General features: G+C 37.2%; 12 protein-coding genes. All 12 read right to left on the reverse strand.

Features of this window, described 5'->3' with window-relative positions; translation table 11 throughout:
- Positions 1–48: 48 nt before the first annotated feature.
- The 12 genes from RCG24_RS09220 to RCG24_RS09275 all read right to left on the reverse strand — a co-directional run bounded on the left by RCG24_RS09220 (position 49) and on the right by RCG24_RS09275 (position 13936).
- Complete coding sequence (locus tag RCG24_RS09220) at positions 49–1038, reverse strand: hypothetical protein (RefSeq protein ID WP_308078914.1); 990 nt, start codon at positions 1036–1038, stop codon at positions 49–51.
- A gap of 259 nt (positions 1039–1297) precedes the next feature.
- Complete coding sequence (locus RCG24_RS09225; RefSeq protein WP_202653746.1) at positions 1298–2644, reverse strand: bifunctional folylpolyglutamate synthase/dihydrofolate synthase; 1347 nt, start codon at positions 2642–2644, stop codon at positions 1298–1300.
- Positions 2628–3173: a folate family ECF transporter S component gene (locus RCG24_RS09230; protein WP_202653745.1), complete on the reverse strand. Its 546-nt coding sequence runs from the start codon at positions 3171–3173 to the stop codon at positions 2628–2630. Before RCG24_RS09230 ends, RCG24_RS09225 begins: the two co-directional genes overlap by 17 nt.
- Before the next feature lie 34 nt (positions 3174–3207).
- Positions 3208–4044, reverse strand: coding sequence for a formate/nitrite transporter family protein (locus RCG24_RS09235; protein ID WP_308078915.1), 837 nt, complete (start codon positions 4042–4044; stop codon positions 3208–3210).
- Positions 4045–4088: 44 nt separating this feature from the next.
- Complete coding sequence (locus RCG24_RS09240; protein ID WP_308078916.1) at positions 4089–5027, reverse strand: bifunctional 5,10-methylenetetrahydrofolate dehydrogenase/5,10-methenyltetrahydrofolate cyclohydrolase; 939 nt, start codon at positions 5025–5027, stop codon at positions 4089–4091.
- A 64-nt stretch (positions 5028–5091) separates the two neighbouring features.
- Complete coding sequence (locus RCG24_RS09245; RefSeq protein ID WP_308078917.1) at positions 5092–8109, reverse strand: AAA family ATPase; 3018 nt, start codon at positions 8107–8109, stop codon at positions 5092–5094.
- 235 nt (positions 8110–8344) lie between these two features.
- The gene (locus RCG24_RS09250; protein WP_202653741.1) at positions 8345–8629 is read right to left on the reverse strand and encodes a ferredoxin family protein; all 285 of its coding nucleotides are present in this window, start codon (positions 8627–8629) and stop codon (positions 8345–8347) included.
- On the reverse strand, positions 8630–9925 hold the full coding sequence (locus RCG24_RS09255; RefSeq protein ID WP_202653740.1) for an FAD-dependent oxidoreductase: 1296 nt from the start codon (positions 9923–9925) through the stop codon (positions 8630–8632).
- The gene (locus RCG24_RS09260; RefSeq protein WP_202653739.1) at positions 9918–10949 is read right to left on the reverse strand and encodes an electron transfer flavoprotein subunit alpha/FixB family protein; all 1032 of its coding nucleotides are present in this window, start codon (positions 10947–10949) and stop codon (positions 9918–9920) included. Before RCG24_RS09260 ends, RCG24_RS09255 begins: the two co-directional genes overlap by 8 nt.
- A 43-nt stretch (positions 10950–10992) precedes the next feature.
- On the reverse strand, positions 10993–11817 hold the full coding sequence (locus tag RCG24_RS09265) for an electron transfer flavoprotein subunit beta/FixA family protein (RefSeq protein ID WP_202653738.1): 825 nt from the start codon (positions 11815–11817) through the stop codon (positions 10993–10995).
- 495 nt (positions 11818–12312) lie between these two features.
- Positions 12313–12555, reverse strand: coding sequence for an aspartyl-phosphate phosphatase Spo0E family protein (locus RCG24_RS09270; protein ID WP_202653737.1), 243 nt, complete (start codon positions 12553–12555; stop codon positions 12313–12315).
- A gap of 250 nt (positions 12556–12805) precedes the next feature.
- A complete protein-coding gene (locus RCG24_RS09275; RefSeq protein WP_308078918.1) occupies positions 12806–13936 on the reverse strand; it encodes an ATP-binding protein in 1131 nt (376 codons plus the stop codon).
- Positions 13937–14013 lie beyond the last annotated feature (77 nt).

A 14013-nucleotide genomic window follows, 5' to 3' on the forward strand; every position in this document is an offset into this window, starting at 1 on the left:
GGGCATCTTGTAGAATGGCTTCTGATCAAAATGCCCCGGCTGAAATCATTACAATGTTGCAGGTTGAAGGTGATATTCAATAATTTGTTCAGCATCAAAGCCAATTAATCCCATGTTTTCTTCTAATACTTTCACTAATTTCACATAGTCTTTGCCATCAAATTCATAACCGAATGCTCTTGCAGCTTCTTCGACATAAACTTGTTTAACTGGTCCCACAATTTCTGTACCAATTACTTTTGTGCCGCGTTCTTCGGCTTTTTTAGCTACATAGTCACGTAACATAACAAGTGGTGTTTCCGTGCAGTTAAATACATTCATGGAAACAGCAGTGCCAGGTTTACCTTCATCTTTAAAGCCGACGCTCTTTATTGATAACCATCCGTGCTCTTCACTCTTCACTAATTTAGCAATTTCTTTGGCAATGCTGACATCTTCAGATTCTACGAACACGTTGTATGCTACTAAGCCTTCATAGTCAGCAGTAACGGTACAAGCACCCATTTTTGCATCTAATTCGCCATTAACAGATAAATCGGGTTTTCTTGTTTCATAATCTGGATGGTTTTTATCTTCCAAAATTGCTTTTAACCCTTCGTATTGACCACGGCGGATATTGGTATTTGATTTTTTGTATTCCGTGCGCGCATTTAATCCGGAGAAGTATACCGGAACCTTATAATGATCGAATAAAGATTGTCCTAATTTTTCAGCCAATGCGATCGTTTCTTCGATTGTGACATTTTCCAATGGGAAAATTGGGAATGTATCCAGTGCCCCAATACGTGGGTGATCACCTTTTTGAACTTCCATATTTACATGTTTAAAAACTTTTTCGGCCATTTTTAACATGGATTCCTCGACATGGTCCGTATCAACGATATAGGTTAAAACGGTTCTGTTGAAATTATGCTCTGGTTCAACCCCAACGATCTTAACCGATTCAACCTGTCTTACCGCATTGACAACTTCGTTAACAACATCAAGCTTTTGACCTTCACTAAAGTTTGGAACAGCTAATAAAAGTTTCTTGCCCATAATGTAACTTCCTCCTTAAGGTTTATTGCTTACACCTTGAGTCTAATTTGTAAGCGTCAACAAAACGTCTAAATGCAGCTATAGACAACTTAAATTGGGGAGATATTCAGTGACAATTTTGTGGCAGCAAGAAACTTGCAGGTTTTATTCCTTTTATACTGGAAATAATTTTGTATGGATATGAATTTCATCACTATAAGGAGCAAAACCTCTAAATAGTAAAAGACTGCCTGAGGCAGCCTTTTAGTCTTATAAAAATTTAGTAAAATCCAACTATTTCATTCTCTCTTCTAAGTAATCTTCGCACTTTTTGTCTAACGGTAGAAATAAAATATAAAGAACCAGTAATAATCAAAAAGTCATCATTAGTCATTTGATCCAAAAGCTCTGAGATGGCTCTTTCCCAGTTGTTGATGACTGCTATTTTTCTATGACAGTGCCGGGCTATTTCCACTGCACTTAAGGCAGAGTCATATTCAAATGAAGTAATCGTGATCTCTGCCTGCTTGATGTCTTCCAGTAAACGAATCATTCCTGAAACATCTTTAGTATGAATGGCGGAAAATAGAATAAAAAGTTTACTTTCTGCCGACCTATTTAATAACATTCCTTGTAAGTTGTCATGCAATCTTTCCATTCCCGGTACATTATGGGCTCCATCCACGATGACTAAAGGTCTCTCAGAAAGTATTTCCATTCTCCCTGGAATAAAGGCATTATTCAAACTTTCAGCGACTATTTTCGGTTCTACAGACAATTGACATTTTTCCATGTATAATAGATACATTTGGAGAGCCGTCCCGGCATTTTCGACTTGATGTGAACCTATCATGGAAGTACTCAAAATCGGAAATGAATGTCCGGCGTTGTTAAAGGAAAAATATTCATTAGTCAATTGTTTGGACATGATATAATCTACATAATACTCTTTATTGTAGCGGTAAATTTTCGCTCCAGTACTACGGACCTTTTTTTCAATGACATGTAATGCATTTTCTGGGAGATTGCCCGTGACTACCGTACCATTCTGCTTAATAATTCCCGCTTTTTGCTCGGCAATTTGTTCGATGGTCTGTCCCAAAATCTGCATGTGATCCAATCCAATCGTCGTAATTCCGGATACAAGCGGATGTCCAACATTTGTACTGTCCAATAACCCTCCAAGTCCTACCTCAATTACAGCAACGTCCACTTTTTTCTCGTGAAAATAATAGAACATCATTGCCGTAACAAGTTCAAACTCTGTCAGTCCAAATAAATCTTCAGTTTTATCCATTTTATCGACAATAGGCCGAAGCACATTTATTAAATAAACAATGTCTTCATCGGGAATGTGACGACCATTTATACAAATTCTTTCGTTAAACCTTTCGATATACGGGGAAGTATAGGTTCCAACTTTGAAGCCGCTGTTCATAAAAAGTTCCTTTAAATAGGTGACAGTCGATCCCTTGCCATTCGTACCGGCGATATGAACGAACTTTACATCATCTTGAGGGTTTCCTAATTGATCTAATAAATACCGAATTCTAAAGAGACCCGGCCGGGAACCAAATTGTTCCCGGGAGCGAATATAATTCATCGCTTCGTTAAATTTTTCCTCCATGTTCTTTCCTCGATTCAAATTTAATATAATTCATAAGCAGCATGTATAAAAGACCTACATCAATTGGGAATAAAATAACGTTTTTTATGATTCTTGGCACAGCGAATAAAGGACTGCCATACATGATATTGAGCCAAATTGGTGTCATTATTAAACTAACAACGATCGCCTCTAGTAAAACGGCTGCGGCTACTCTTAATAAAGTGATGTTTTTTTTATGCAGAACTAACCCGTAAATACCCCCCATCACTAAGGCATTTAACGTGAAGCCTGGGAAAAAGAACCCATTTGGTCTTAATAGGAAGCCAATCACATCGGCAATTGATGCCGCAATGCCCGCATTGATCGGTCCATATAAATAAGCTAATAAGGCGATAGGTAAAAACGCAAAACCAATTTCCATAGTAGGCCCCAACGAAAGCGTCATTTGGTTTAATACTAAATTTAGGGCAACTAATAATCCCATTGTTGTCAGTTTCTTCGTCGATATTTTGCTATAAGTTGTGGATATTTGTCTCTCTACACGCATAATAATGTTCCCTTCTTCTTTTTGTGAAATTTATTTAGTTTGCTCGTTTACTGATAGCTTGGTGAAAGAATTTTTCTTCAGTTGAGCTTACACGCTGTTCTTCATCATTTTTTTGGTAATAAGCAAGTGAATATAATCCACCTACAAGAATTGCTCCCCCTGCTGCATTACCCAACCATACCGGGATGACATTGAACAAGAAATCAATCCATGTTAATTTTCCAAGGAAAATGGCAGCCGGAATAACGAAAAAATTAGCGACAACGTGCTGAAAACCAATTAAAACAAAGATCATGACAGGAAACCAAATGGCTAAGATTTTTCCGGCAAAATCTTTGGCGCCAAAGGATAGCCATACACTGATCCCTACAAGCCAGTTACAGCCAATACCAGAGATAAACGCCTGAATAAAACTAGCATCAACTTTTGCCTGTGCCGTCATAACGGTTTTTTCAGTAAAAACACCTTCTGTTAAACCAATTACATGCCCGAATAAATAAGCAACAAAAATGGCGCCTAAGAGGTTAAAGAAAGTGACCAACAGCCAATTTATTGCCAAGTTTACAAATGAAACTTTCCTGGCAAACCAAGCAGTACCAACTACCATCATATTACCGGTTATTAGTTCACCTCCCCCGAGTAAAATAAGAATAAGGCCAATTGGGAATACACTTGCTCCAATTAAATGCGGCAAACTCCCCCATTCATGCGGCATATTTCCAGCAACCCTTATATACGCCAAGTAACCAAGTGCAATAAAAGCACCGCCTAAAAAGGCTAAAATCATAATTTTTTTATATGACATTTGCGACTTTTCAATTCCTTTTTTTACAGTAACATTCAAAATCTCATCCGGACTACAACCGTTCATCCTGAAATCCTCGCTTTCTATTGTCCTATCGCAATTCAACGACTTTATTGTAGTTGATATTCTCTAGATTTGGACATTGCTAATTTGGTTGCCTTTAGTACCTGACTGGCTAACATGGTAGTTGTTACATCCCCCACTCCTCCAGGTACTGGTGTAATATAACTGGCTTTTTCAATGACTTCATCGAAAAGTACATCACCATGCACTTTACCGGATTCATCGACTGATATGCCGACATCGACGACAACCGCTCCATTCTTAATATGGTTTTTCGTTATTAAACCTCTTTTGCCAGTTGCGGAAATGACTATATCTGCTTCCCGGGTGATTTCTTCAAGATTTTTCGTATAAATATGAGCTATCGTTACGGTCGCTCCATGATTAAGCAGCATGATGGATAATGGTTTTCCAACAACTGCACTATGACCGACAATGACAACATGAGCCCCCTGAAGGACTATTCGATAATAGGATAAAAGTTCCATCACTGCCAAAGGTGTACAGGCAAGTAAGCCATTCATTTTGCCATTCATAATTTTTCCCACATTAAATGGCGCAGTTCCTTCAATGTCCTTCTCGGGAACTATCAGATTATGATCTGTTAAATGGCTTGGAAGCGGACGAAATAAAAGAATACCATGGATGTTATCATCCTCATTTTTTTTCTTCATAAAATTTAAAAATACTTTATCTGTAATTTCTTCCGGAAAAATTGATTCATGATGGCGAATTCCTAGGTAATCAAATTTCTTTTTAATCGAATTTTCATATGTTCTTGCGTCTCCCTTCCCACCTACTCTAATAATCTCTACATTGGGAACAATCCCTTTGCTTCTCAAATAATTCATCTCGTCCTGTAGATACTCCATTTTATATTTGGCTACTTTTTTCCCCACCATTAAAACAGTCATTGCTTCACCCTCATTCTTTAATAAACTTTTATTTACTTCCAGTTTAAGACGTTGCCATCCATAGAACGTCAAAAGGATGCCAAGAAAAAAAATAAGCCTTAAATCCGTTGATTTAAGGCTTGATGCATCCCTGCTTCTAGCTAACCAAAGAGGGCTGCTCCATTAATTTTCTTTTTTTCTCTTCACATGTTGCACAATCAAAGTCAGATAAATATTTTTCGAAGGTATTAAATAGCCCTTTATCCGTTTCCATTGCATTTACAATTGATTTCTTCAGTTCAAGAAGACTGATTAATTCTTGCGGATTCCGCAGTATTTGTGCATGTTCCTCTGCTTTCATTAAATAAGATAAAGCGTTTTGATAATCTTTTTCCATTAAAAGTAATAAACACATATATATTTCAGCAATTGGCTGACTTAAATTATAAGCTAGCTTATTGTAAATACTTAATGCGCTTTGCAAGTGCTCTTTCGCTTGCGAGTAATCTTTCAAATAATAACACGCCACACCGGCATTTGTTTTAAATAAGGAGAGGCTAATCCATAAATTTTTTTCATCGCAAATAGAAATTGCTCTCTCAAAATAATGGAGAGCTCCTGCATAATCTCCATGTTCCATGCGAATAACACCGATATTACGATAACAAGCAGCTATATTCAAGCGATATTTCTCATATGTTTCGATATCCTGTGTATGAATCGAGATACTTTCACGGAAATATTCTTCTGCTTGTTTGAAATTCCTCTTTAAAAACTCATACATCCCCCAATATCGGAGCCAAATCCCATTTTTATATTTTTCTGTAGAGTTTTGTTGCATTATCGGTTCTGCCTGCGCCAATACCTGTCCCAGTACTTTCGTATCACAAGTTTGAATGGCATAAATAATTTTTTGTTCATAACCTTTTAACACAAAATCATATTGCTTTAATTTGGCAGCCAATTTAATAACCTGCTCGATCTCGATTAAACCTCTCTCATAATAGCCTCTGCGAATATTAAATCGACCATTTAAAAACAACACATTCATTTCAAAGATTGGAATTTCCTCATTTAAAGGAAAGTCGTCCTTAACCTTTTCGAGCAGAGCCATTAAACTCGTTAAGTTTTGCTCGATATGTTCTTCCCCAATATACAACTTACTAAAAGACTCATTATCGAAATTTATTGTTGGAAAACGTTCATGAATAAAATTAAGAAACGTACTCAAGCTTTTTATTCTATATCTTAATAATTCAATATCATTGCAAGCCCTTTCAAAATGATAAATAAGTTTATGATATATATTATTGTCACTCAAATTATTCTTTAAATTACATTCAAGCAATTTTCCAATGCGGTTATGCAATATCCTTTTTTTACCAGTGGGAATTTGCATATATTGAAACTCCCGTAATTTTTGATGGACAAATGAATAACAAATATCCCGCTGATACGTTATTTCCTTTAAAAATCCTTTCTCAACCAATCCTTCGGCGACTTCAATAATTTCCAATTCATCTAAATCGATAAACTCCTTTAAAACAGAAATAGAAACCTCATCATAGAAGAGTGAAGCAATTTCTACTAATTTTTTTTCAATCTCATTTAAGTCAATGAACCTAAACTTCAGTACATCCTGCATTCGCGGTGTCAGCCCATCATTGGACTGATGATTCATGATGGCATGGATGTATTCAGTTAAGAAAAAGGCATTTCCTTCCGTTTCATGATATATTTCTTCCAACAAATTACGGGTAATTTTTTCTTGTGGCAATGCCCGATCTATAAATCTTTTTACTTCATCTTCATTAAAAGCGTTAAGTTCGATCATTTTCACTTTTGCATAATGATTGATATAAACAAGGAATTTTTCCAGTTCAGAATTCATTTCATTTCTTGTTGTTAAAAAGAATAAACAATTATTCATTTCATCATTTACCAGCAAACTATCCAATAGACGCATACTCCTTGCATCCATCCAATGAATATCTTCAAAGACCAGTATTAACTTTTTTCGACTCGAGACAACTTTCAGTACTTCAACAATCACGTCTTCAATTTCAAACAATTTATGTGCTTCACTGTCATGCGTTGGTCTATTAAGCAATTCTTTCTTATAACTTTCAAATTCGGGAGCAAAAGTTCCAAGTACGTCCAATAAAGAAAGTGGTAATATCATTTTTTCTGCTTTAACCACTTTTAAAATATTGACTAAAATGGTTTTCCATGGCCGCAAAACATAATTTTCTTCAAATTTATAACAGTTGGCTTCCACGATATTCACAGTTTTATCTGTTATTTCTGTTACAAAATACTCTTTTAAGCGTGTTTTCCCGACACCCATGGCACTACGAATCAAAATGGAATGATAAGGTTCATTTTTAATAAAACTATCGTAGATATTTTTTAATAGTCTTTTTTCTTGGTCTCGGCCAATAAAGAATTTTTGGGAGATTTTAACTTTTTCTCTTTCATTCATTAAATCAAGGATTTCATTGTAAACTTTTTGAGTTTCATCGTTGGGGGCAATATCTAATTCACGGAGTAGTAAATCTGACAAGTCATTATAAATAACAATCGCATTCGAGTATTTTTGCTGTTCTTTATAACAATTCATCAATTCAATATAACCACTTTCATCATATTCGTCTAACTCGATAATCTTCCGGCAAATATTTTCTAGTTGAAAGTAATTTTTATTTTGTTTATGTTCAGTTAACTGATTCCATAGTCGCTCGCTATAAATAAAATTACATTCATCCCTAACCTTATACATCCACCGTTCAAACTCAACAGCATCTTTTACGGTCATCCCCTGTAAAAATTCACCTTTAAATACTTCGACATTGTGATCATTCTGAATAAACTCATCATAATCCGATTCAATTATTACATCGGGATTCAAACATACGGCAGAAAGTCCATTATAAGAAAATACCTCTATATCTTTAAACAGCTTCTTCAAAGTATACAAGGCGTTTCTTAAATTCTTTTTAGCAATTTTATCTTCCATATCAGCCCATAGTAAATTGGCCAACTGGTCTCTTGAAGCATATTTATTAACAACCAAATAATAAAAAAGCGCTTCCGCTTTTCCATAGGGAAAAATTATTCTTTTATTATCGACAGTTGTCCTATAGTTACCAAAAAAATGAACGATGATTTTCTCCATTATTTTATTTACTCCTCTCTACTTGATTTGAAATTCAGAGTAATAAAAATGTTGCTGGAAAAAACACTACTTATCAAGACATAGATAGGCCAAATTAATTTTAACATATGGCAATTTCAATCATTGAATGGTTATTTGAACTATTTATGAAAATTTAAACAAAGCACACCTAAAATAAAGAACTCGTCATTTTGACGAGTTCTTTGATAAGCAAATGAGTAGATAAAAACTAGCATTATGCCAACCGGAACACGATTCCATGTCCACCCTTGGGATATTCCCATTTAATGTTCTGGTATGGACAGCCGATCCGACAGCTGCCGCATTCGTGGCAGCCTTCATAGCCGACCTGCATCCGCGTACCTTCCCATTTATAAACTTCAGCAGGACAAAAGATGGTACAAATTTTATCTGGGCATTTAGTCATGCAAATGTCATGATCAAGTACAGTTAAATGAGACTTCGTATCACACTTGAATCGTAGAAGATACTGTTTTTCTTCAATATTCTTCGTTGACATTTATTTCACCGCCTTCCACGCGCGATAAAGATCTTGTATTACCCTTAAAGTTCCTCTTTCCGCTGTCACACTCTTAATAATTTCCTTTTGTTTATCGCGTTTTGGTGTCCCGTCAACCGTGAAGAATTTGCTGGCAGCCCGATTCATCATTGGTAAGTACTCTTTAAAATATTGCGGGTACTTTTCAAACGTATGAGCGGCATCCTTATATTTCTCTAAATCTTTAATAATAAAACTATTATATAGTGCTTCTCGATAACTGTTTAAACTGGTCTCACTAAAGTCTCCACGTTTTTTCGCTTCGATTACCGCCTCAGCGGCTAATAGTCCGGAATGCATTGCCATGTTCGAACCTTCACGATGGATCGCATTTACCAGTTGTGCCGCATCTCCGACGACGACCACACCATTTCCGGCCACTTTCGGAACAGAGCGCAATCCACCTTCCGGAATTAAGTGGGCTAGGTACTCAGCCGATTCTCCGCCTGCAACCAATGGCTTTACCATCGGATGATTTTTCAAATAGTCCAGCAATTCATAAGGTTTTAGCTTTGCTTTAATCATACTTGATAGCGTTGTTCCCACACCGATATTGAGACTTTCTTTATTGGTATAAAGAAAAGCGGTTCCCAGGTTCCCTTTTGTGGAGTCACCGAATATTTCGATCGTACACCCTTGATTATCTTCCAAGTTAAAGCGATCATTGATTTTGTCCTTTGGCAGATTGATCACTTCCATGACCGTCAGGGCTACTTCATCCGGGCGAAATTCTTTATGAAACCCTAATTGCTTGGATAACAGAGAGTTTACGCCATCAGCGAGAACGACAACATCAGCAAACACCTCACCATCTGGCCGGTCCGTGCGTACGCCGACAACCTTGCCGTTTTCAACCAGACATTCCGTGACAACCGTTTCATTTATGAGCAGCGCACCCGCCTCTACAGCCTTTTGAGCAAACCATTGATCAAATTTCGCCCGTAAAACAGTAAAATTATTATATGGCTCTACAGCCCACTCAAGTCCTTTATACCCAAACGAAATGACTGATTCTTTATCCATCATCCAGAAACGTTGTTCAATCACCGGTCTTTCCAGCGGCGCTTCTTTCCAAAATTCCGGTATCAGGTCTTCCAATTGCTGGCGGTATAATACCCCGCCCATTACGTTTTTAGCCCCTGGATATTCTCCTCTTTCAATGAGCAAGACATTTAAGCCATTCCGTGCACAGGTAAGTGCACATGCTGTACCGGCCGGTCCTGCGCCAACAACGATTACATCAAATTTTTCAGGCATAGCTTACTTCACCGCCTTTTTCCGTCCTCAAGCTTTTAAATTGTGCAATTAATTGAGGAACAATCTCCATCGCATCTCCAACAATTCCATATGTGGCAACATCAAAAATCGGTGCATTAGGATCCTTATTAATTGCGATAATCAATTCAGAGTTTTTCATCCCGACAACGTGCTGAATCGCTCCCGATACACCAATCGCAAAATAGATTTTAGGTGTTACGGTTTCCCCGGTTTGACCAATTTGCTGTTCATGCGGCAGCCATCCGGCCTCAACAACATCGCGTGTACCGCCAACACTGGCCCCAATGGTTTCCGCCAATTCATGAATGAGCTGAAAGTTTTGCAAATCGCCCATTCCTTTTCCACCGCAAACAATGACATGGGCATCCGCTAAATTCGTCTTTTTTGTTACGTCATTCACAATTTGTAGTACTTTTGTCCGCATTTCTTCTTCTTTCAGTGAGATTTTCTCTTCAATGACTTGACCGGATCTTTCATAATCGGGCGCTAATGCTTTCATCACTTTCGGTCTGACAGTCGCCATTTGTGGGCGGTGCTTTTTGCATAGAATGGTGGCCATGATATTTCCGCCAAATGCTGGTCTGCTGGCCTCAAGCAGCCGTTTTTCGACATCGGCATCGAGCATTGTCGTATCGGCTGTTAAACCGGTGCTTAAATCGGTGGCAACAGCACTTGCCAAGTCCTTCCCATTTGGCGTTGCCCCATAAAGAATGATTTCCGGCTTGTAGGTTTGCGCAAGGTAAATGACACCTTTCATATACGATTCAGTCCGATAATGTTTTAATACCGGATGATCGATAACATATACTTGATCAGCCCCATAAGCTATTGTCTGGTTAGCCAATGATTTGATCCCGTCTCCAAGCAAAAAGCCGGCTAAGGGAACATCTAATTTATCGGCAAGCTTTCTGCCGGCACCAAGCAATTCAAATGAGACCCCTTCAATCTTACCATCATTTTGTTCGATGAATACCCAGACTCCACGGTAATCGTCTAAATTCACGTATACCCCTCCTAAAAAACATGGCTTTTTCTAAACTAACCTTTTACCTTGATGACGTTAACGTAAATAAGTCTTTTTTCTCCATCAAGATTTCCATTAACTGACTTACTTGTTCAGATACAGATCCTTCCAGTTTTTTGCCGCCTTCAGGACGTGGAGGTGTAAACATTTTACCTACAATGGTTGGTGAGCCTTTCAGTCCAAGCTGAGTGCGGTCGACATTTTCCAAGTCATTAACCGACCAGATAATCGGTTCGTACCTTGCTGCTTTTATCATATTCGGCATGGGGGAATATTCAATATCATTTATTTCCTTTTCAACGGTTAACAGGCAGGGCATCTCAGACTGTATGAGTTCATAACCACTGGTTAATTTTCGTTTAATTAAAACCGTTTTTTCCTCTTGATTCACTTCTGTTACTTCAATAACGCTTGTAATCGGTGGAATATCCATGCGCCGCGCAATGCCCGGTCCAACTTGTCCTGTATCACCATCAATAGCATGCTTACCGCAAATGACCAGATCAATTGGCAGATCCATATTAATCCGTTCCAGCGCTTTCGATAAGGCATAACTTGTTGCGAGAGTATCGGCACCTGCAAAGGCACGGTCGGTTAATAACACCCCGCGGTCAGCCCCAATCTCAATACTTTTCTTAATGACGGCAGTTGCCTGTGGCGGTCCCATTGACAGTACCGTAATCGTACCACCGGTTTTCCTCTTAATTTTTACTGCCTCTTGAACGGCATGAGCATCGTAAGGATTCAAGATGGCTGGAGCACTGCGGCGGTCAAGTGTGTTTGTTTTAGGATTAATTTTGATGATTTTTGTATCCGGTACTTGTTTGACACATACGACGATGTGCATAAACTTCCCTCCCTCTAAGAGATAAATAGGTGTAAGCGTTTGCTTAATTAGGTTTAAAAAAGCTTTTATTAACGATATATGAGTCGCTATAAAAGCATATACCACTGGAAAGAGATTTCTTTTTATTTCATCCGGGAAAAGGCATTACCTCCTTATAAACAATGTCAGCTCGTTTTAATGTTGTAAGCAAAAATTGCTTCGTAATATGCTAAAATTCTCCTATTTTAAATATAGAAAATATCAAGATATAAACAATGATAAAAATCACAATAATATAAAAAATTATCGATAAAATTTTAGAAGAGTAGTAATTTCGATATATTATGTATTTTGAGGTCAACTAAAGGGGAAATTTGCTATGCAATTGACAAGGCCTTCATAATGGGTAATGACTAAGAATCTATTACGAAGGCCTGACTACTGCATAGATCTCGCGGATAAATTGTATGCGTTCGTTCAATACATCTTTCTGAAAAACATTAATGGTACATTCAATCATACTAGTGCTTTTGGCCAAATCATAATGGATTTTTTAATCGCAAATTTTACTTCCTCATCTGGTTCTGCAGCTTGTCCCATCATCCTATGATATTTATTGATTAATTCATCCAGTTCTTGGCTGTATTTGATCGTTTCGTCACTGGTAAATCCAAAGGTATTGGCACTTTTAATCATTAGTTCTCTTTTCACCTTTATCTCTTCGATCATTTCTGCTTGACTATTACTATATCTATACAATTTAATCCCTACCTCTTTTTTTCCTTTTGTATTCGCAAAAAATTAGATTACTTGAAGAATTATGACAGATTTTTTCTAAAAGTAAATAGCTTCGCAAAAGCAGACAAAACATTCTATTTCTTTCGTTTTTCGACAAATTCTTTAAGCTATTTTATGTTTTTTTCGACATTAACTATCAAAAAAGAGATGCCCTCAGCACCTCTTCCTTAGAACCCGTACAAGACACTATTGTTTTTCTAAAGGTTAATTTTTAACGTCCGCTTTTTTCGTTAGTTGGATCTAGTGGGAATTTAATATGAAAAATACTGCCCTTTCCTTCTTCACTTTCGATTACTATTGTTCCATTATGTTCTTCAATAATTTTATAGCTCACCATTAAACCAAGTCCTGTTCCCTTTTCTTTCGTTGTATAGAACGGTTGACCAAGTTTACTAAGTTTTTCCTTAGCGATTCCGCTCCCCTCATCCTTGATCGAAATATAGATTTGATTATTTTCAATTCTTTTAACGGTAATCGAGATGGTTCCGCCATTCGGCATAACTTCAATTGCATTTTTAATTAAATTGATAAACACTTTTTTCAATTGGTTGGGCTCGCAGAAAGCCAGTATCGGCCCTTCTTCATATGTAATATCAATCTGTACGTTATGAAGGACGGCATGGGCGTATAGTAAACCAACTGTCTCCTGCATAATTTGATTGATATCTTTTTCTTGAAATTTAATTGACTGAGGCTTGGCTAACAGCAAAAATTCATTAATAATCGATTCAATACGCTCGAGTTCCGTGGTTATTACTTGATAATACATCTCATGATTTGCCTTAATACTGCCTTCAAGCAATTGGATAAAGCCTTTTAAAGCAGTCATTGGATTCTTTATTTCATGGGCTATTCCTGCCGCAAGTTCACCGATTACATTCAAGGTTTCTGATTTTAGGAGTTGTTCCTGCATCTCGATTTTGTCGGTAATTTCCTTAAAAACAGTAAAATTTAACCCGTCTGTTATGTTAATGGTTGAATTGCACTCAATATATCTATTATTTCCATCCTTACCTTCGATCACAAACGTTGAGGTGTAAAAGTGATCCTTCAGCGTTTTTTCGATATGATAGATAATCTCCTGTATTAAATGTTCTTGTTTTATAAAGGGTTCATAGACAAATTTCCCAATTAACTGGTTTTTCGAAAGACAAAAAAGTTTCTCCCCAGCAAGATTTATGTCGACAATTCTCCCCTGATGATCCCATAGAATAAGGCCATCCATTGAATATTCAAAGACTCGTTTGTATCTTTGTTGATCCCCTTTCAAATACCATTTTTTATTCCGCTTCGTATCGACACCTTGAAGTATTGTATGCTCATGAGCATCACATCTTTTCACCCATTTCCACCCCACTTTATCCATGTCAAGCAATAATATTACGTATATTCTACATATAGCGAGAAAATTCCTTTTCG

This window comes from Neobacillus sp. OS1-32 (genome assembly GCF_030915425.1).
Lineage (GTDB): Bacteria > Bacillota > Bacilli > Bacillales > Cytobacillaceae > Neobacillus > Neobacillus paridis.

What these genes read in the sequence shown, in the direction of transcription:
- RCG24_RS09235 (WP_308078915.1), bottom strand. Translation starts at nt 4,044, where the DNA reads ATGAACGGTTGTAGTCCGGATGAGATTTTGAATGTTACTGTAAAAAAA.
- RCG24_RS09255 (WP_202653740.1), bottom strand. Translation starts at nt 9,925, where the DNA reads ATGCCTGAAAAATTTGATGTAATCGTTGTTGGCGCAGGACCGGCCGGT.
- RCG24_RS09265 (WP_202653738.1), bottom strand. Translation starts at nt 11,817, where the DNA reads ATGCACATCGTCGTATGTGTCAAACAAGTACCGGATACAAAAATCATC.
- RCG24_RS09245 (WP_308078917.1), bottom strand. Translation starts at nt 8,109, where the DNA reads ATGGAGAAAATCATCGTTCATTTTTTTGGTAACTATAGGACAACTGTC.
- RCG24_RS09250 (WP_202653741.1), bottom strand. Translation starts at nt 8,629, where the DNA reads ATGTCAACGAAGAATATTGAAGAAAAACAGTATCTTCTACGATTCAAG.
- RCG24_RS09225 (WP_202653746.1), bottom strand. Translation starts at nt 2,644, where the DNA reads ATGGAGGAAAAATTTAACGAAGCGATGAATTATATTCGCTCCCGGGAA.
- RCG24_RS09230 (WP_202653745.1), bottom strand. Translation starts at nt 3,173, where the DNA reads ATGCGTGTAGAGAGACAAATATCCACAACTTATAGCAAAATATCGACG.
- RCG24_RS09220 (WP_308078914.1), bottom strand. Translation starts at nt 1,038, where the DNA reads ATGGGCAAGAAACTTTTATTAGCTGTTCCAAACTTTAGTGAAGGTCAA.